This window comes from Kitasatospora sp. NPDC004531 (assembly GCF_053602195.1).
The window spans coordinates 59,749-74,026 of sequence record NZ_JBSGDD010000028.1 but is presented as its reverse complement, the minus strand read 5'-3'; the positions used below and the strand labels follow the sequence as shown (position 1 = coordinate 74,026).

Annotated in this window: 14 protein-coding genes and 1 tRNA gene; 8 read left to right on the top strand and 7 right to left on the bottom strand. The window is 71.6% G+C overall.

Annotated elements, in window-relative coordinates:
- Positions 1-99: 99 nt before the first annotated feature.
- Positions 100-756 carry a DUF461 domain-containing protein gene (locus ACWEMJ_RS14705; RefSeq protein WP_452137390.1) on the bottom strand — a complete coding sequence of 219 codons (657 nt, stop codon included), beginning with the start codon at positions 754-756 and terminating at the stop codon, positions 100-102.
- A 375-nt stretch (positions 757-1,131) separates the two neighbouring features.
- Between ACWEMJ_RS14705 and ACWEMJ_RS14700 the strand changes: the two genes are divergently transcribed.
- From ACWEMJ_RS14700 to ACWEMJ_RS14670, 7 genes are all read left to right on the top strand, one after another.
- Entirely contained in the window at positions 1,132-1,614 is a 483-nt protein-coding gene (locus tag ACWEMJ_RS14700) for a CarD family transcriptional regulator (protein WP_014136563.1), read from the top strand.
- Between the two features lie 198 nt (positions 1,615-1,812).
- A complete protein-coding gene (gene ispD / locus ACWEMJ_RS14695) occupies positions 1,813-2,568 on the top strand; it encodes a 2-C-methyl-D-erythritol 4-phosphate cytidylyltransferase (protein WP_452137396.1) in 756 nt (251 codons plus the stop codon).
- The gene (gene ispF / locus ACWEMJ_RS14690; protein ID WP_452137389.1) at positions 2,558-3,058 is read left to right on the top strand and encodes a 2-C-methyl-D-erythritol 2,4-cyclodiphosphate synthase; all 501 of its coding nucleotides are present in this window, start codon (positions 2,558-2,560) and stop codon (positions 3,056-3,058) included. The genes ispD and ispF overlap by 11 nt, the downstream gene beginning before the upstream one ends.
- 42 nt (positions 3,059-3,100) lie before the next feature.
- Complete coding sequence (locus tag ACWEMJ_RS14685; RefSeq protein ID WP_452137388.1) at positions 3,101-3,493, top strand: PPOX class F420-dependent oxidoreductase; 393 nt, start codon at positions 3,101-3,103, stop codon at positions 3,491-3,493.
- A 66-nt stretch (positions 3,494-3,559) separates the two neighbouring features.
- The gene (gene cysS / locus ACWEMJ_RS14680; protein WP_452137387.1) at positions 3,560-4,954 is read left to right on the top strand and encodes a cysteine--tRNA ligase; all 1,395 of its coding nucleotides are present in this window, start codon (positions 3,560-3,562) and stop codon (positions 4,952-4,954) included.
- Between the two features lie 83 nt (positions 4,955-5,037).
- A complete protein-coding gene (rlmB, locus tag ACWEMJ_RS14675; RefSeq protein WP_452137386.1) occupies positions 5,038-6,027 on the top strand; it encodes a 23S rRNA (guanosine(2251)-2'-O)-methyltransferase RlmB in 990 nt (329 codons plus the stop codon).
- A gap of 315 nt (positions 6,028-6,342) precedes the next feature.
- Complete coding sequence (locus ACWEMJ_RS14670; protein ID WP_452137385.1) at positions 6,343-7,833, top strand: DoxX family protein; 1,491 nt, start codon at positions 6,343-6,345, stop codon at positions 7,831-7,833.
- A 139-nt stretch (positions 7,834-7,972) separates the two neighbouring features.
- On the opposite strand, the gene ACWEMJ_RS14665 is transcribed toward ACWEMJ_RS14670, so the two are convergent.
- Positions 7,973-8,410, bottom strand: coding sequence for a hypothetical protein (locus ACWEMJ_RS14665; protein ID WP_452137384.1), 438 nt, complete (start codon positions 8,408-8,410; stop codon positions 7,973-7,975).
- Positions 8,411-8,588: 178 nt separating this feature from the next.
- Positions 8,589-9,677: an ABC transporter ATP-binding protein gene (locus ACWEMJ_RS14660; protein WP_452137383.1), complete on the bottom strand. Its 1,089-nt coding sequence runs from the start codon at positions 9,675-9,677 to the stop codon at positions 8,589-8,591.
- A 289-nt stretch (positions 9,678-9,966) separates the two neighbouring features.
- Here ACWEMJ_RS14660 and ACWEMJ_RS14655 point away from each other — a divergent pair.
- A tRNA-Thr gene (locus ACWEMJ_RS14655) sits at positions 9,967-10,040 on the top strand.
- An 88-nt stretch (positions 10,041-10,128) separates the two neighbouring features.
- Here the strand turns inward: ACWEMJ_RS14655 and ACWEMJ_RS14650 are convergent.
- From ACWEMJ_RS14650 to ACWEMJ_RS14635, 4 genes are all read right to left on the bottom strand, one after another.
- Positions 10,129-11,283 carry a site-specific integrase gene (locus ACWEMJ_RS14650; RefSeq protein WP_452137382.1) on the bottom strand — a complete coding sequence of 385 codons (1,155 nt, stop codon included), beginning with the start codon at positions 11,281-11,283 and terminating at the stop codon, positions 10,129-10,131.
- On the bottom strand, positions 11,283-11,471 hold the full coding sequence (locus ACWEMJ_RS14645; protein WP_452137381.1) for a helix-turn-helix domain-containing protein: 189 nt from the start codon (positions 11,469-11,471) through the stop codon (positions 11,283-11,285). The genes ACWEMJ_RS14650 and ACWEMJ_RS14645 overlap by 1 nt, the downstream gene beginning before the upstream one ends.
- A gap of 450 nt (positions 11,472-11,921) precedes the next feature.
- Positions 11,922-13,397: an ATP-binding protein gene (locus tag ACWEMJ_RS14640; RefSeq protein ID WP_452137395.1), complete on the bottom strand. Its 1,476-nt coding sequence runs from the start codon at positions 13,395-13,397 to the stop codon at positions 11,922-11,924.
- 2 nt (positions 13,398-13,399) lie between these two features.
- Positions 13,400-14,260, bottom strand: coding sequence for a bifunctional DNA primase/polymerase (locus ACWEMJ_RS14635; protein WP_452137380.1), 861 nt, complete (start codon positions 14,258-14,260; stop codon positions 13,400-13,402).
- Positions 14,261-14,278 lie beyond the last annotated feature (18 nt).

The window sequence follows — 14,278 nt, the reverse complement described above, 5'->3', positions numbered from 1 at the left end:
CCCCGTTTTTGTGATTGGTGGGCCTGCCGTTCCGAGTGGGGCCCGCCCGATCCGGCCCCGCCGCGGCGGGGCCCCTTCGCGGTTGTCGTCCGCCCGGTGTCAGTGCGCGGCGGGCGCGGACGGGCTGCCGGCCGGGGCGCTCGGCGAGCCGGTCGCGCCGGTGCCGGCGCCCGGGGAGGCGGGAGCGCTCGGGGAGGTGCCCGCGCCCGGCGAGGTGGTCGGCGCCGGGGAGGCCTTGACCTGCGGGCCGAAGCCCTCGTACAGGCCGGAGGCCGGCTGCACGTTGGCGTTGGCGGAGACCTCGCCGGCCTTCTCGAAGGTGAAGGTGGTCTCGGTGTAGCCGCCGACCGACAGCTTGGCGCTCGGCACCTGCGCGTTCGCGGCGCCGCTCTTGCCGCCCAGCAGCACCGACTCGCCGGCCTTGACGACGATCCGGGTGACCGGCGCGCCGTTCTCGTCGGTCAGCGCGGCAGCGGTGCCGCCGACCTTGACGCCGGTCAGCACCAGGTCGTCCTTCGGGGCGGTGTTGGCGATGTTCGCGGTCACGGCGACCGGGCCCGAGTACTCGCCGGCCGACCCGGCGGGGGCGACCACCACGATGTTGTTGAGCTTGACCGCGTTGTCGATCGACGTCGCCGCGTTGTCCGGCTTGATCTGCAGCGTGTCCGCGTCGTTGCCCGCCGCGCAGGCGGACAGCGGGACGATCGCGGCGAGGACGAGGGCGGCAACAGCGCCGCGTCGAAGGCTCCGGCTCACGGCGGCGACTTCTCCTTGGTCGGGGGGTGATCCGCGGGGAAGGGATCACGGTCGGTGGTCGAGGGCCACACTACCGACCACACATATCCGGCTCTCACGGGGTGGCCCCGTGTCGCGGTCCGATCACGATCCGGGCCGTTCGGCGAGTCGGAGGCAAAAACTCAAGATCCAACCATGGTTTCGGGAGCGTGACCAGAGGTTTCGCCGCCCAGGTCAGACCGCCTCCGACCTGCGAGAAGCCCTCCTCGAACACCGGTCGCAGCACGCCACGGGGGTGGTTGTCAAGCCCTGGGACCGGCCCTGACCTGCGAAAACGCCCTTCGGGTCAGCCGAAAAGCGTGTTATTCTGGAAAGCCACGGAAGGGGTCCTGTCACATGACGTTCAAGGTTGGCGACACGGTGGTCTACCCCCATCACGGGGCTGCGCTGATCGAGGCCATCGAAACTCGCCAGATCAAGGGTGTGGACAAGACCTACCTGGTGCTGAAGGTGCAGCAGGGAGATCTCACGCTCCGCGTCCCCGCGGAGAACGCCGAGTTCGTCGGCGTCCGCGACGTGGTGGGCCAGGAAGGTCTGGACCGCGTTTTCGAGGTGCTCCGCGCGCCTTACACCGAAGAGCCCACCAACTGGTCGCGCCGTTACAAGGCGAACCTGGAGAAGCTCGCGTCCGGCGATGTCATCAAGGTCGCCGAGGTGGTTCGCGACCTGTGGCGCCGCGAGCGTGAGCGCGGTCTGTCGGCCGGCGAGAAGCGGATGCTCGCCAAGGCGCGCCAGATCCTGGTCAGCGAGCTCGCGCTCGCCGAGAACACCAACGAGGACAAGGCCGAGACGCTGCTCGACGAGGTCCTCGCCTCCTGAGCCCAGCCGCCCGAGCGCCTTTTCGCGTGCCCGAACCGGCTTGACGCAGCGCCCGATGGTGCCCGCAAGGGTGCCACGGGCGCTTCGCCATGCCCGGAAGGGGGAGGCATGGCGGAAGGGGCGGAGCGGTTCCACTAACGTGCAGTCAGGAAGGGGGCCTGCCCGCTCGCGAATCCGCGTTCGGCACGGGCCATACCCATCGCGACCAAGGAGCCAAACCTGAACGCCTCAGCACAGCTCGCGGCAGCGGTCGTCCCGGCCGCCGGACGCGGCGAGCGACTCGGCCCCGGCGCCCCCAAGGCGCTGCGCGAACTCGGCGGCATCCCGCTGCTGGTGCACGCGGTCCGGGCGCTGGCCCGCAGCCGGGCGGTCGGCCTGGTGGTGGTGTGCGCGCCGCCGGACGGCGTGGCGGAGGTCGTCGCGCTGCTGGACAGCCACGGCCTGGACGGCAAGGACGTCCGGGTGGTGCCCGGCGGCGCCAGCCGGCAGGAGTCCGTGCGGCTCGGCCTGGCCGCGATCCCGGCCGGCACCCGGGTGGTGCTGGTGCACGACGCGGCCCGCCCGCTGGTGCCCGTCGAGGTGGTGGACGCGGTGGCCGCCGCCGTCCGGGCCGGCGCCGAGGCGGTCGTCCCCGCGGTGCCGCTGGCCGACACCGTCAAGCGCGTCGAGCCGCAGCCGTCCGGCCCCGAGCCGGTGCTGGACACCCCCGACCGCTCCACGCTGCGCGCCGTGCAGACCCCGCAGGGCTTCGACCTGCCCGGTCTGGTCGCCGCGCACGAGAAGGCCGTCGCCGAGCACGTCGAGGTGACCGACGACGCCGGACTGATCGAACGTTTCGGCGGCAGGGTCGTCGTGGTGCCCGGCCACGAGGAGGCGTTCAAGGTCACCCGCCCGCTGGACCTCGTGCTCGCCGAGGCCGTACTCGCCCGCCGGAGGGCCACCGATGCCTACTGACAACGCCCCGGTCCTGCCGCGGATCGGCATCGGCACCGACGTGCACGCCTTCGAGGAGGGCCGGCCGCTGCGGGTCGCCGGGCTGGACTGGCCCGGCGAGACCGGCCTGGCCGGGCACTCGGACGCCGACGTGGCCGCGCACGCCGCCTGCGACGCGCTGTTCTCCGCCGCCGGGATCGGCGACCTGGGCGCGCACTTCGGCACCGACCGCCCCGAGTGGGCGGGCGCGGCCGGCGTGGCGCTGCTCGGCGAGGCCGCCCGACTGGTGCGCGAGGCCGGCTTCGAGATCGGCAACGTGGCGATCCAGGTGATCGGCGTCCGGCCGAAGATCGGCAAGCGCCGCGCCGAGGCCCAGGCCGCGCTCTCCGCGGCGGTCGGCGCGCCGGTGTCGGTCTCCGGCACCACCACCGACGGCCTGGGCCTGACCGGCCGCGCCGAGGGACTCGCCGCGATCGCCACCGCGCTGGTCCATCAACGCCCTTCCGCCTAGCCTGACCTGACACGACGTCACCGATCGGTCACTGGAGGAATCATGGGCGTGGAGCTCGCCGATGGCGTGAAGAAGCTGCTGGACGCGAAGAGTTTCGCGGTGGTCTCGACGATCCAGCCGGACGGCAGCCCGCAGTCCTCGGTGGTGTGGGTGAAGCGGGACGGCGACGACATCCTGTTCTCCACCGTCCAGGGCCGCCGCAAGCACCTCAACCTGGCGCGCGACCCGCGGGCGACGCTGCTGGTCAACCCGCCGGACAGCCCCTACCAGTACTTCGAGGCGCGCGGCGAGGTCACCATGACCACCGAGGGCGGCCGGGAGCTGATCGACGAACTCTCGAACAAGTACCGCGGCCAGGACTACGCGTGGGACGAGCCGGACGCGGTCCGGGTGGTGGTGCGGCTCAGTCCGCGCAAGGTCGTCAACCACACCTGACACCGAATTTGGCCGAGTGGGCGGAAGGTGGCGGGGCACCCCCCGCCGCCCACTACCCTGGACGCTGTGAGCCTTCGCCTGTACGACACCATGACCCGCCAGGTACGCGACTTCGTCCCGCTGGTGCCGGGCTGTGTCTCGATCTACCTGTGCGGCGCCACTGTCCAGGCGCCCCCGCACATCGGGCACATCCGGTCGGGACTCAACTTCGACGTGATGCAGCGGTGGTTCCGCTACCGCGGCTACGAGGTCACCTTCGTCCGCAACGTCACCGACATCGACGACAAGGTGATCGCCAAGGGGCGCGAGCAGTCCACCGAGTGGTGGAAGATCGCGCACGCCAACGAGCGTGCGTTCAACGAGGGTTACGACGCCCTCGGCTGCCTGCCGCCGAGCGCGGAGCCGCGCGCCACCGGCCACGTGCCGGAGATGATCGAGATGATGCAGGGGCTGATCGAACGCGGCCACGCGTACGAGGCCGACGGCAACGTCTACTTCGCGGTCACCACGTACCCGGACTACCTGGCGCTCTCCAACCAGGAGCTGGAGAACCTCCGGCAGCCGTCCGGCGACAACGAGACCGGCAAGCGCGACCCGCGCGACTTCGCGATGTGGAAGGCCGCCAAGCCCGGCGAGCCGAGCTGGGCCACCCCGTGGGGCCGCGGCCGCCCCGGCTGGCACCTGGAGTGCTCGGCCATGGTGCACAAGTACCTCGGCAGCGCCTTCGACATCCACGGCGGCGGGCTCGACCTGATCTTCCCGCACCACGAGAACGAGATCGCCCAGTCCAAGGCGTACGGCGACGAGTTCGCCAACTTCTGGGTGCACAACGCCTGGGTCACCATGAGCGGCGAGAAGATGTCCAAGTCGCTGGGCAACTCGGTGCTGGTCTCCGAGATGGTGCAGCGCTGGCGCCCGATCGTGCTGCGCTACTACCTGGCCGGCCCGCACTACCGCTCGATGATCGAGTACAGCGAGGAGTCGCTGCGCGACGCCGAGACCGCGTTCCAGCGGATCGAGGGCTTCATCGAGCGCGCCGTCGAGCGCTGCGGCCCGGTCGACGCGGCGCCCGAGGTGCCGCTGGCGTTCGCCGAGGCGATGGACGACGACCTGGGCGTGCCGCAGGCCCTCGCCGTGGTGCACACCGCCGTCCGGCAGGGCAACAGCGCGCTCGGCGCGGACGACAAGGAGTCCACCGCGGCCCGCCTGGCCGAGGTCCGGGCGATGCTCGGCGTGCTCGGCCTCGACCCGCTGGACGACTTCTGGGCCGGCGGCGGCAGCCAGGGCGAGGAACTCACCGGCGTGGTCGACTCGCTGGTCAAGCTGGTGCTGGAGCAGCGCCAGGCCGCCCGCGCCCGCAAGGACTTCGCCACCGCGGACGCCATCCGCGACCAGCTCGGCCAGGCCGGGCTGGCGATCGAGGACACCCCGTCCGGCCCGCGCTGGACGATCAACCAGTAGCCCCTCGGGGCGCATGGGGGCCGTACCTTTGTATGGGTGCGGCCCCCACGCACGAAGCAGACGCAGAGACAGGAAGTACAGCCATGGCCGGCAACAGCCAGCGCAGGAACCGCCGCAACCCCGGGTCGAAGAAGGGCGCGAGTGTCGGTACCGGCGGCCACAGCCGGAAGGCACTGCAGGGCAAGGGCCCGACGCCGCGCGGCGAGGAGCGCAAGGGGCACCCCAAGCAGCGCGCCGCCAACGCGGCGCTCAAGCGCGAGCGCGACGCCAAGTCCCGCGCCGGCATGCGCCGGGCCGGCGGTCCGCGCAGCGGCCGCGGCGGTGCGGGCGCGGCCGAGCTGGTGGTGGGCCGCAACTCGGTGGTCGAGGCGCTGCAGGGCGGGGTGCCGGCGACCGCGCTGTACGTCCAGCAGTTCATCGACACCGACGACCGCGTCCGCGACGCCTTCCAGGCCGCCAACGAGCGCGGCATCCCGCTGATGGAGGCCCCGCGCCCGCAGCTGGACCAGATGACCGGCGGCCTGAACCACCAGGGCCTGGTGCTCCAGGTCCCGCCGTACGAGTACGCGCACCCCGAGGACCTGCTGGACGCCGCCTCCGACTCCGGCCAGGACGCGCTGATCATGGCGCTGGACGGCGTCACCGACTCCCGCAACCTGGGCGCCGTGGTCCGCTCCGCCGCCGCGTTCGGCGCGCACGGCGTGGTCATCCCCGAGCGCCGCGCCGCCGGCATGACGGCCGGCGCCTGGAAGACCTCCTCCGGTGCCGCCGCCCGCCTCCCCGTCGCCCGCGCCACCAACCTGACCCGTGCGCTGGAGGCCTACCAGAAGGCCGGCCTGATGGTGGTCGGCCTGGCCGCCGACGGCGAGGCCGAGATCGGCGACCTGGACGCGCTCACCGGCCCCGTGGTCATCGTGGCCGGCTCCGAGGGCAAGGGCCTGTCCCGCCTGGTCTCGGAGACCTGCGACCTGCGGGTGCGGATCCCGATGCCCGGCCAGACCGAGTCGCTGAACGCCGGCGTCGCCGCCGGCATCGTGATGTACGAGGCCGCCCGGCTGCGCGCCAAGCGCTGACCGCTACGGTGCGTGACGACCGGTCCGGGTGATCCGTCGTTTTCGCGAGTCAACCGATCGGGTTCGGTCGAACCCGATCGGTTCTCCGGCGGGCACCGCGAATCTCCGCCCGGAATGCACCCGGGAGAGTGTCCTCGGGGCCCGTCACCCGGTTAGAGGGGTGTGGACACCAGAACTCCTCGGCGTTTCGGGCAGCGCTCCGCGGGGATAGACGACGGCCCGGGCCTGAACACGGTCCGGGTTCCGTCCGACCCGGCGAAGCTCAGCAGCACCCAGGCCAGTTTCCGGGTCAGGCTCTCCGGACCGGTCACCGCGTTGATCGACCCCCCGGCCGGCGCCGCCTTCGGCGACCCGTACGGCATCCGCTCGTCGGTCACCCCGCAGGTCGTGGTGCCCGCGGCAGCCGCGGTGCCCGCCCTGGCCGGGATCACCGCCGCGTCGGTCACCGGCACCGCACCCCGCCGCAAGACCCGGGTGGTCACCTGGAGCGGCCAGGCCGACCCGGACGACACCGCCGCCACCCGGCTGCTCGACGCCGTCCGGCTGAACACCGTGCCCGCACCCGGCAAGACCTTCGCCGAACAGGACACCCAGCAACTCCAGGCCGTCCCCCGGCAGTACGGGGCGGGCCAGGGCTCCGGGCTCGGCATGGGCGCGGGCTCCGGCTTCGGCCCGGGCTCGGCCTCCGGCTCGGGCGCTGCCGCTGACGAGACGTCGCGAGTGGGCATCGCCGAACTGCTGGACGACTCCGTGCGGGTCGGCGGACACAGCTGGCAGCCCGAGGGCGAACTGCCCGAGACGCCGTCGCTCGGCGAAGGCTCCAAGCACGCCTGGTACCCCGGCCGCCGGGTCGACCTCGGCCTGGTGCTGCTCCCGCTGCGCGTGCTGCTCGGCTCGCTGTCCGTCTACGCCGGGTTCAGCAAGCTGTGCGACCCGGTGTACTTCGACGGCGGCGAACGCGGCTCGATGATGCGCTGGCTGGCCTCCCTGCACCCGTGGGCGGTCGCCCAGCCGCTGCTCGACTTCGCCATGGCCCACCCGGTGGGCGCCGGACTCGCGGTCTCCTTCGCGGAGATCGTGATCGGCGTGCTCTCCATCCTCGGCCTCTGGCAGCGGCTCGCCGCCGGCGGCGCGATGGCCCTCTCCGCCGCGCTGCTGTTCACCGTCAGCTGGAAGGCGGTGCCGGCCTACGACACCCCCGACCTGATCTTCCTCGCGGCCTGGAGCCCGCTGCTGATGGCCGGCGCGCCGTTCGCCTCACTGGACGGCCGCATCGCCCTCGAAGCGTTCCGCCGCCACGGCCCCGCCGAGCCCGCCGCCGTCCGACGACGCATGCTGCGCCGCCGCTCGGTGGTCACCGCCGTCGTGGTCGGCCTGACCCTGCTGACCGGCTCCCTGCTGGGCGCCGCCGTCCGCACCGGCCGCACCGCACCGGTCCACCCGCCGACGCAGTACGGCACCCCCGTGTGGCCGAGCAACAGCCCCTCGCCGTCGCCCGCCACGCCCTCCCCGACCTCCTCCACCCCGTCCCAGAGCCCCGCGAGGACGACGCCCTCGCCCTCACCCAGCCGCAGTGCCAAACCCAAGCCCAGCACCGGCACCAGCGGCGGCGGCACCACCCCGTCACCGCACGCCGGCACCACCCCCAGCGGCTCCGGCGGCGGCACCGGCAGCGCCGGCACCACCACCGGCGCGCCCAGCAGCCCGCGCTCGCAGCCCTCGCACGACGTGATCGGCGGGCTGCTGGGCAGCGGGCCGCCGCTGCTGGAGCTCGGCATGCGGCCGGAGACCGCGACGACTGCCTGAACGTGGCGGTGGGCCCCTCCCGGAGAGAGATTCCCTCCGGGAGGGGCCCTTCTTTGCGTGGGTGTGAGAACACGGAGAGCACCACCGGGGGCGCATGGTGCTCTCCCGGTGGTGCTCTCCCTGTCGATGGGCTCCCTGGTTATCCCACGACGCCTGCGGCGAAGGAGCCGTCGCAGACCGGGCGGGCGAAGGAGCGGGCGCGCTGGAGGTCGCCCTGGTACTTCTTGACCGCGGCGCGGCCGAGTTCGCCGGCCAGGGCGGTGCAGTAGGGGGTGAGCGAGGGCTTCTCGCGCATGGTGCGCTCAAGGAGGTCGAGTGCGGTGCCGGGGTTGTGGTTCTTGAGCTCCTCCATGAGGTCCACGCGGAGCGCGTCCTGCGCGGCGAGGCCCTGGGTGCTGGGGGAGGTGGTGGTCCGGCCGATGGAGCCGTCCCCGCTGGAGGCCGCGACCACCTGCTGGTCCAGGGCGGTCGGCGGGGCCCATGGGACGCGGGTGACGGCGAGGGTGCCGGTGGTCACCAGGATCACCGGCAGGGTGAGGGCAACGGTCTGGCCGATTCGGCGAACGAGCTGTTTCACGCACAGGAGAGTAGCGGTGCGTGGTGGTTTGGGCGCGCCGCGTTACCCCAACGAGTGACCGGTGTCCTGTTTTGTTCCACCATCGGGTTGACGCGGGGGCGGCGGGAACGGCGGAACCCCCTGCCGACCGCCGTGGGCAGGGGGTTCCGGTGCGTTCGTCGGTGACCGCGTCAGCGGGTCAGCGGCTGAGGCGCTCGCCGGTGGTGGCGAAGACGTGGGTCTCGTTGCCGACCGGGACGACGTGGATGGTCTCGCCGCGCTGCGGGATCTCCCGGCTGTGCACGCGGACCACGATGTCCTTGTCCTGGCCCGACACCTGGGTGGTGCCGTACACGAAGCCGTCGGCGCCGAGCTCCTCGACCACGTTGACGGTGACGGCGACGCCTTCGAGACCGCCGGCCGGGACGACCTGGAAGTGCTCGGGGCGGATGCCCACCACGACGTTCTTGGCGTCGCCGGCCTTGGCCAGGTCCGCGCGGTCGATGTTGATGACCGAGCCGCCGAACTTGACGCCGCCGTCCACCAGCGGGACCTCGACCAGGTTCATGGCCGGGGAGCCGATGAAGCCGGCCACGAACAGGTTGGCGGGCTTGTCGTACATGGCGCGCGGGGCGTCGACCTGCTGGAGCACGCCCTTGTCGAGGACGGCGACCCGGTCGCCCATGGTCATGGCCTCGGTCTGGTCGTGGGTGACGTAGACCGTGGTGATGCCCAGGCGGCGCTGCAGCGAGGCGATCTGGGTGCGGGTGGAGACGCGGAGCTTGGCGTCCAGGTTCGACAGCGGCTCGTCCATCAGGAAGACCTGCGGCTGGCGGACGATCGCGCGGCCCATCGCGACACGCTGGCGCTGACCGCCGGAGAGCGCCTTCGGCTTGCGGTCCAGGTACTCGGTCAGGTCGAGGATCTTGGCGGCCTCTTCGACCTTGGTGCGGATGTCCGCCTTGTTCACGCCGGCGATCTTCAGGGCGAAGCCCATGTTCTCGGCGACGGTCATGTGCGGGTACAGCGCGTAGTTCTGGAACACCATCGCGATGTCCCGGTCCTTCGGCGGCAGGTGCGTCACGTCGCGGTCGCCGATGCGGATGGCGCCCTGGTTCACGTCCTCCAGGCCGGCCAGCATGCGCAGGGAGGTGGACTTGCCACAGCCGGAGGGGCCGACCAGGACGAGGAACTCGCCGTCGCCGATCTCCAGGTCGAGCGCGTCGACCGACGGCTTGTCGGCACCCGGGTAGACACGGGTGGCCTTGTCGTACGTCACAGAAGCCATGCTGCTTCGCTCCTTCACCGGCAGGAACGTGCCGGACGATCCGAGTAAAGGTTGGGTTGTCTCGCACCGCCCGAGTGGTCTGGACCACCAGCCCTTCGGAGCGGTTCCTGGTGACGCTACCTGGCAGTTCATCGTTTTGTCAGCCCTCGGCCGCCCCCGACTTCCGCATCGATCAGGTCACGGCCCCACCACCCGTCCCCCACCTCGCCTTTCAACCGCCCGCATCCGCGCGCCCCCGCCCGGTACACTGCCCACTGGTGCCGACGCGTATCCCGCGGACGGTCACCACGCCTCCTTAGCTCAGCTGGCCAGAGCACCGCTCTTGTAAAGCGGGGGTCGTCGGTTCGAACCCGACAGGGGGCTCCGCTTCCGGCCCAGGTCAGAGTGCCGAAGAACGCAGAAGGCCCCGAGCCGGGATCGGCTCGGGGCCTTCTGACATCTCTGGATGACATCAGTCGGTCTTGCGGCGGCGCTTCAGCAGGTGGTCCATGTGGCTCATGGCCTTCCTCTGGTTCTCCTGCAGCACTTGCGCGTAGACCTCCATCGTGACCGCGATCTGGCTGTGCCCGAGGATCGCCATGAGGTCGCGCGGAGGAACCCCCGCCGCTGCGAGCAGGGTCGCGGTCTGCTTCCGGGTGCCGTGCAGAGGGATCGGTGGCAGCTCGTGGAGCTTGACGAGCCTGGCGAACGACCGGGTGAGGTTGCGCGGTTCGACGAGCCGGCCCCAGCGAGTGGTGAAGACGGCTTCGAACCCCGACTCGTCCCAGCGTGCGCCGGCCTGCCGACGCTGCTCGGCCTGCCGCATGCGCTGCCACCGCAAAGGCGGGATGCACATCATCGGGAGCGGGATCACCCGCGTACCCCGCCGCGACTTCGGGGTGTCCAGGTACAGGCGCCCATCGACCCGCTGGAGTTGCTGCTGGACCGTGAGCGTTCGGTTCTCCAGGTCGATGTCCGTCCACCGCAGTCCAAGGATCTCGCCCCGCCGTAGGCCCAGCGCCACCGCCAGGACGAACGCGGCGTACAACGGGTCCTGTCGCGCCCCCTCCAGGAAGGTCAGCGTCTCATCAAGGGTCCAGGGCTTGGTCACGCGGTACTCCACGCGGGGTGCTTGGACGAGCTTCGCGACGTTGCGGGTGATCAGCTCGTCCCGAACTGCCGCCGACAGGGCACTTCGCAGCACCAAGTGTGATTCCTTGGCGCTGGCCGCCGACACCTTCTTCGTCACCGTGGCGATGAGCCGACGGACGTCCGCCGTGCCCACCCCCTCCAACGTCTTGGAGCCGAGCACTGGCAGAAGGTGCAGCCGGAGGTGCATCTCGTACTTGTCGAAGGTGGTGCGCTTTCGGTTGGGCTTGATGAAGTGCTCCAACCAGTAGGGCAGCCACTCGGAGAGCTTCGCCGATCGGGTGGGGGTTGGGATGTTCTGGCGATCCCGCCGGACCAGCTCCTGGCGCTTCTCGTCGCACTCCAGCCAGGTCAAGCCGTAGACGTACTTGCGGGCCCGGGTGCCGTCGGGCTGCGGCACGTAGACGGCGGCCTGGTAGCGGCCGTCCTTGCGCTTGGTCACGGTGCCGGAGCCGTTGGGGTTCCGCTTCTTCACCATCAGGCGGCCTCTTCCATCTTGGTGCGGACGTAGTCGTGGACGGCGGTGAGGGGGATGCGACGGGAGCGGCCCTCGGTGAAGCTCTTGAGCTTCCGGGCGCGGATCAGGTCGTAGACCTTGCTGCGGCTCATCCCGAGGACCGCCATGACTTCGGGGACTTTCAGTACGACAGGGGTGACTTGATTCATGAAGGTCCGCTCCTGCTGGTCGATCGGGCGCAGGTGTTGTCCGAGGTGGGGATTTCTGCGTCATCGCGACATCAGCGTCATGCGGGGTCTCTGACCTGCGGTTTTGTATGACGCAGCGCTGCGTCTGTGCGTCATGGGTGTGTCATGGGTTGCGTCATCGCGTGACGCGGCCCATGACGCAGATGACGCAGGATGACGCAGCGTCCGTCGTCTGCGTCATGGTCGTTTCCGCAGGTCGGGGGCGGTTTTTCGGCTCGCATGACGTACATGACGCAGCGTTCCTCTACTTAGGAAAGAAAGAGGGGCTGGCTGTTGGTGGTTGTGCGCGCGTCAGGGCGAACGGAGGAGCCGCTTCGCGGTGCGTTCTGGGGCGGCGCGGCCGCCAACTGCAAGAGGAGCACCCGGGCGGTGGTCCCCGCCGGTGCTCTTCTTGCTGTTCGGGGCAGGCGGTCAGGGCAGGTGGAGCTGTTCGGGTGGGGGCGAGGGTGCGGGGCGGGCCATCTCCAGGTAGCGGCCGGCCATGGTGCGGCCGGTGTCGATGAGGACGTGGCGGGCGGCGAGGGTGGGTTGGAGGCGCTTGAGGCGGTCGGAGAGGACTTTGCCGGTGGTGGGCCAGCCCTTGGGCAGGGGGCGCGAGTCGTCGCCGCTGTAGAGGCGGCTGAGGGTCGCGAGCCACTCGGTGGAGGTCATCCGCTGCGCGCCGCCAGCCTCGATGGTCTCGGCGTGCTTGAGGACGGTCTGCGCGAGGAGGTCGCCCTCGATCACGTCGTCGTTGAGGTCGTCGAGGCTGGCGCGGTAGGCGGGGAGCGCGCCGAGGCCGGTGGCGGCGTCGAGCTGCGCGCACAGGTGGGCGAAGTCGGCCATCCGCAGGTCGGTCGGCGTCTCGGCTTCGGTTGCGCGGACCTGGACGGTGAGGTCCAGCAGGGAGCCGAGGATGGCGGGCAGCGCCTGCTCGTAGTCGGCCCACAGCTCGGCCTCGGTGCGCCGCATCTTGGGCCGCTCCAGCCGCAGGGGCAGGAGGCGTTCGGCGAGGTCGGGGCGGATGACGCCGACGTCGATGCCGGTCAGCATCAGCGGGCGGCGGTAGGCGGCGCGGTGCACGTCGCCGTCGGTGAACAGGGCGCGCTTCACGTCCTCGGCGCCGGTGACGACGCAGCACATGGCGTCCGACATGTCCGGGGTCATGTGGCTCAGGTTGTCGAGGGCGGTGACCCATCCGGCGGCGACGGCGGCGATCAGGTTCGCCTCGTCCTTCGGGGCCCGTCGGAGGTCGCCGCTCATGCCCTCGATGATCCGCAGGAGCATGCGTCCGCCGGTGGACTTGCCCGCGCCCTGGGGGCCGGTGAGGAACGGCGCGGGGACGGGGACGGAGGGACCGAGGCAGCCGATGAGCCAGGCGAGGGCCAGGCACTCGCTGGCGGCGTTGGCGAAGTTCGTCAGCCGCAGCAGCAGGTCGATGCCCTTGCCGTCGGTGTCCTTGGCGGGGACGGGGAGTTCGCCGGTGAGCTGGGTGCGCCGCCAGCACACTTCGCGGGGGTCGGGGGTGAGGACGTCCCAGCCGCCCGGGTGGATCCGTACGGAGAGGCCGTCGGCGCGGCCGAGGTCGAGCCAGGTCGAGCCGTCGAAGCCGGGGGCGACGCGGATGTGAACCTGCTGCACGTCCCCGGACATGGCGAGGGCCTCGATCAGGTCGAGGGCCTCCTTGAGGGCGGTGCCGTTGAACACGCCGACGCCGTCGCGGTAGAGGCCGACCATGAGTTCCTGGCGGTGGCTGCCGGTGGTTCCCTGGGAGCGGATCGGGCGGGCGACGGGGTGGCCGTTGCGCTGGGCGTAGACGGTGCCGTCGGCGGTGCGGAAGTACCGGAAGTGCTGGTTGGCGTAGTCGGCGATGACCTCGCGCGCCGGGGTCTTCTCGTCGTCGGACACGGTCACAGCCCCAACCTGGTCGAGGCGTTGGCCCAGGCGTCGGCGCAGTGCCGGGCGCTCTCGCCCTTCGCGCCGGCGGCGGCGAACAGCCGCTGGATGTGCGCGTCGGTCAGGCAGCCGCACCGGCCGTGCGTGGACAGCACCGCGAGGAACGCGGCGAACACCGTCGCGTGGATGGCGGCGGTGGCGGCGGTGATGGTCTGCTCGGCCATGGCGATGCCGCGCTCCAGGAACACCGGGCTGCGGTGCGGGCACCGGCCGCCACCGGCCGGCACCTGCACGGAGACGCGCTCCGGGTAGGCCGGCGCGGGCGCCCGCACCACCAGGTCGCGGACCGAGTCCGGCAGAGCCGTGAGCGAGCCGGCACCGGAGTCGAGGCCGAGCCAACGGGCATATGACATAAGCGACTTGACGTCCACGCCGGGCCGCACGGCGTTGGCGGAGGGCATCGCGCCCCGGTAGAGCCAGTGCTCACCCCGAGTGGTGGCCACGGTCCGGGTGGCGGGCAGGTTCTCGCGGGCCCACGCGATGGCGTCCGGGTTGTCGAGGTCCACGACCGTCAGGCCCGCGCCGCCCGGGTGGTAGGCAACGGCGGCGGCCAGCCGCCACTCGCACTCCCACTGAGGGGAGTTGATGACGGTTGGATCGGTGGTGGCGGCGGCCCAGCCGTGGCACGGGGCCGGGCAGGAGCAGGGGCCGGGGGTCTTCATATTCGGCCGGCCGCCACACGCGTTCCTGGTGCAGGCAGGGCAGTTGCCGAACGGGACCTTCCCGGCGCGCAGCGGCAGCACGGGGATGCCGGAGGCCGCGAGGGAGAGCGCGGCGGCGAGGCGGTCTCCCCGAACGGGGGTGGGTTGGGTCATGCTGGTGTCTCCAGTTCT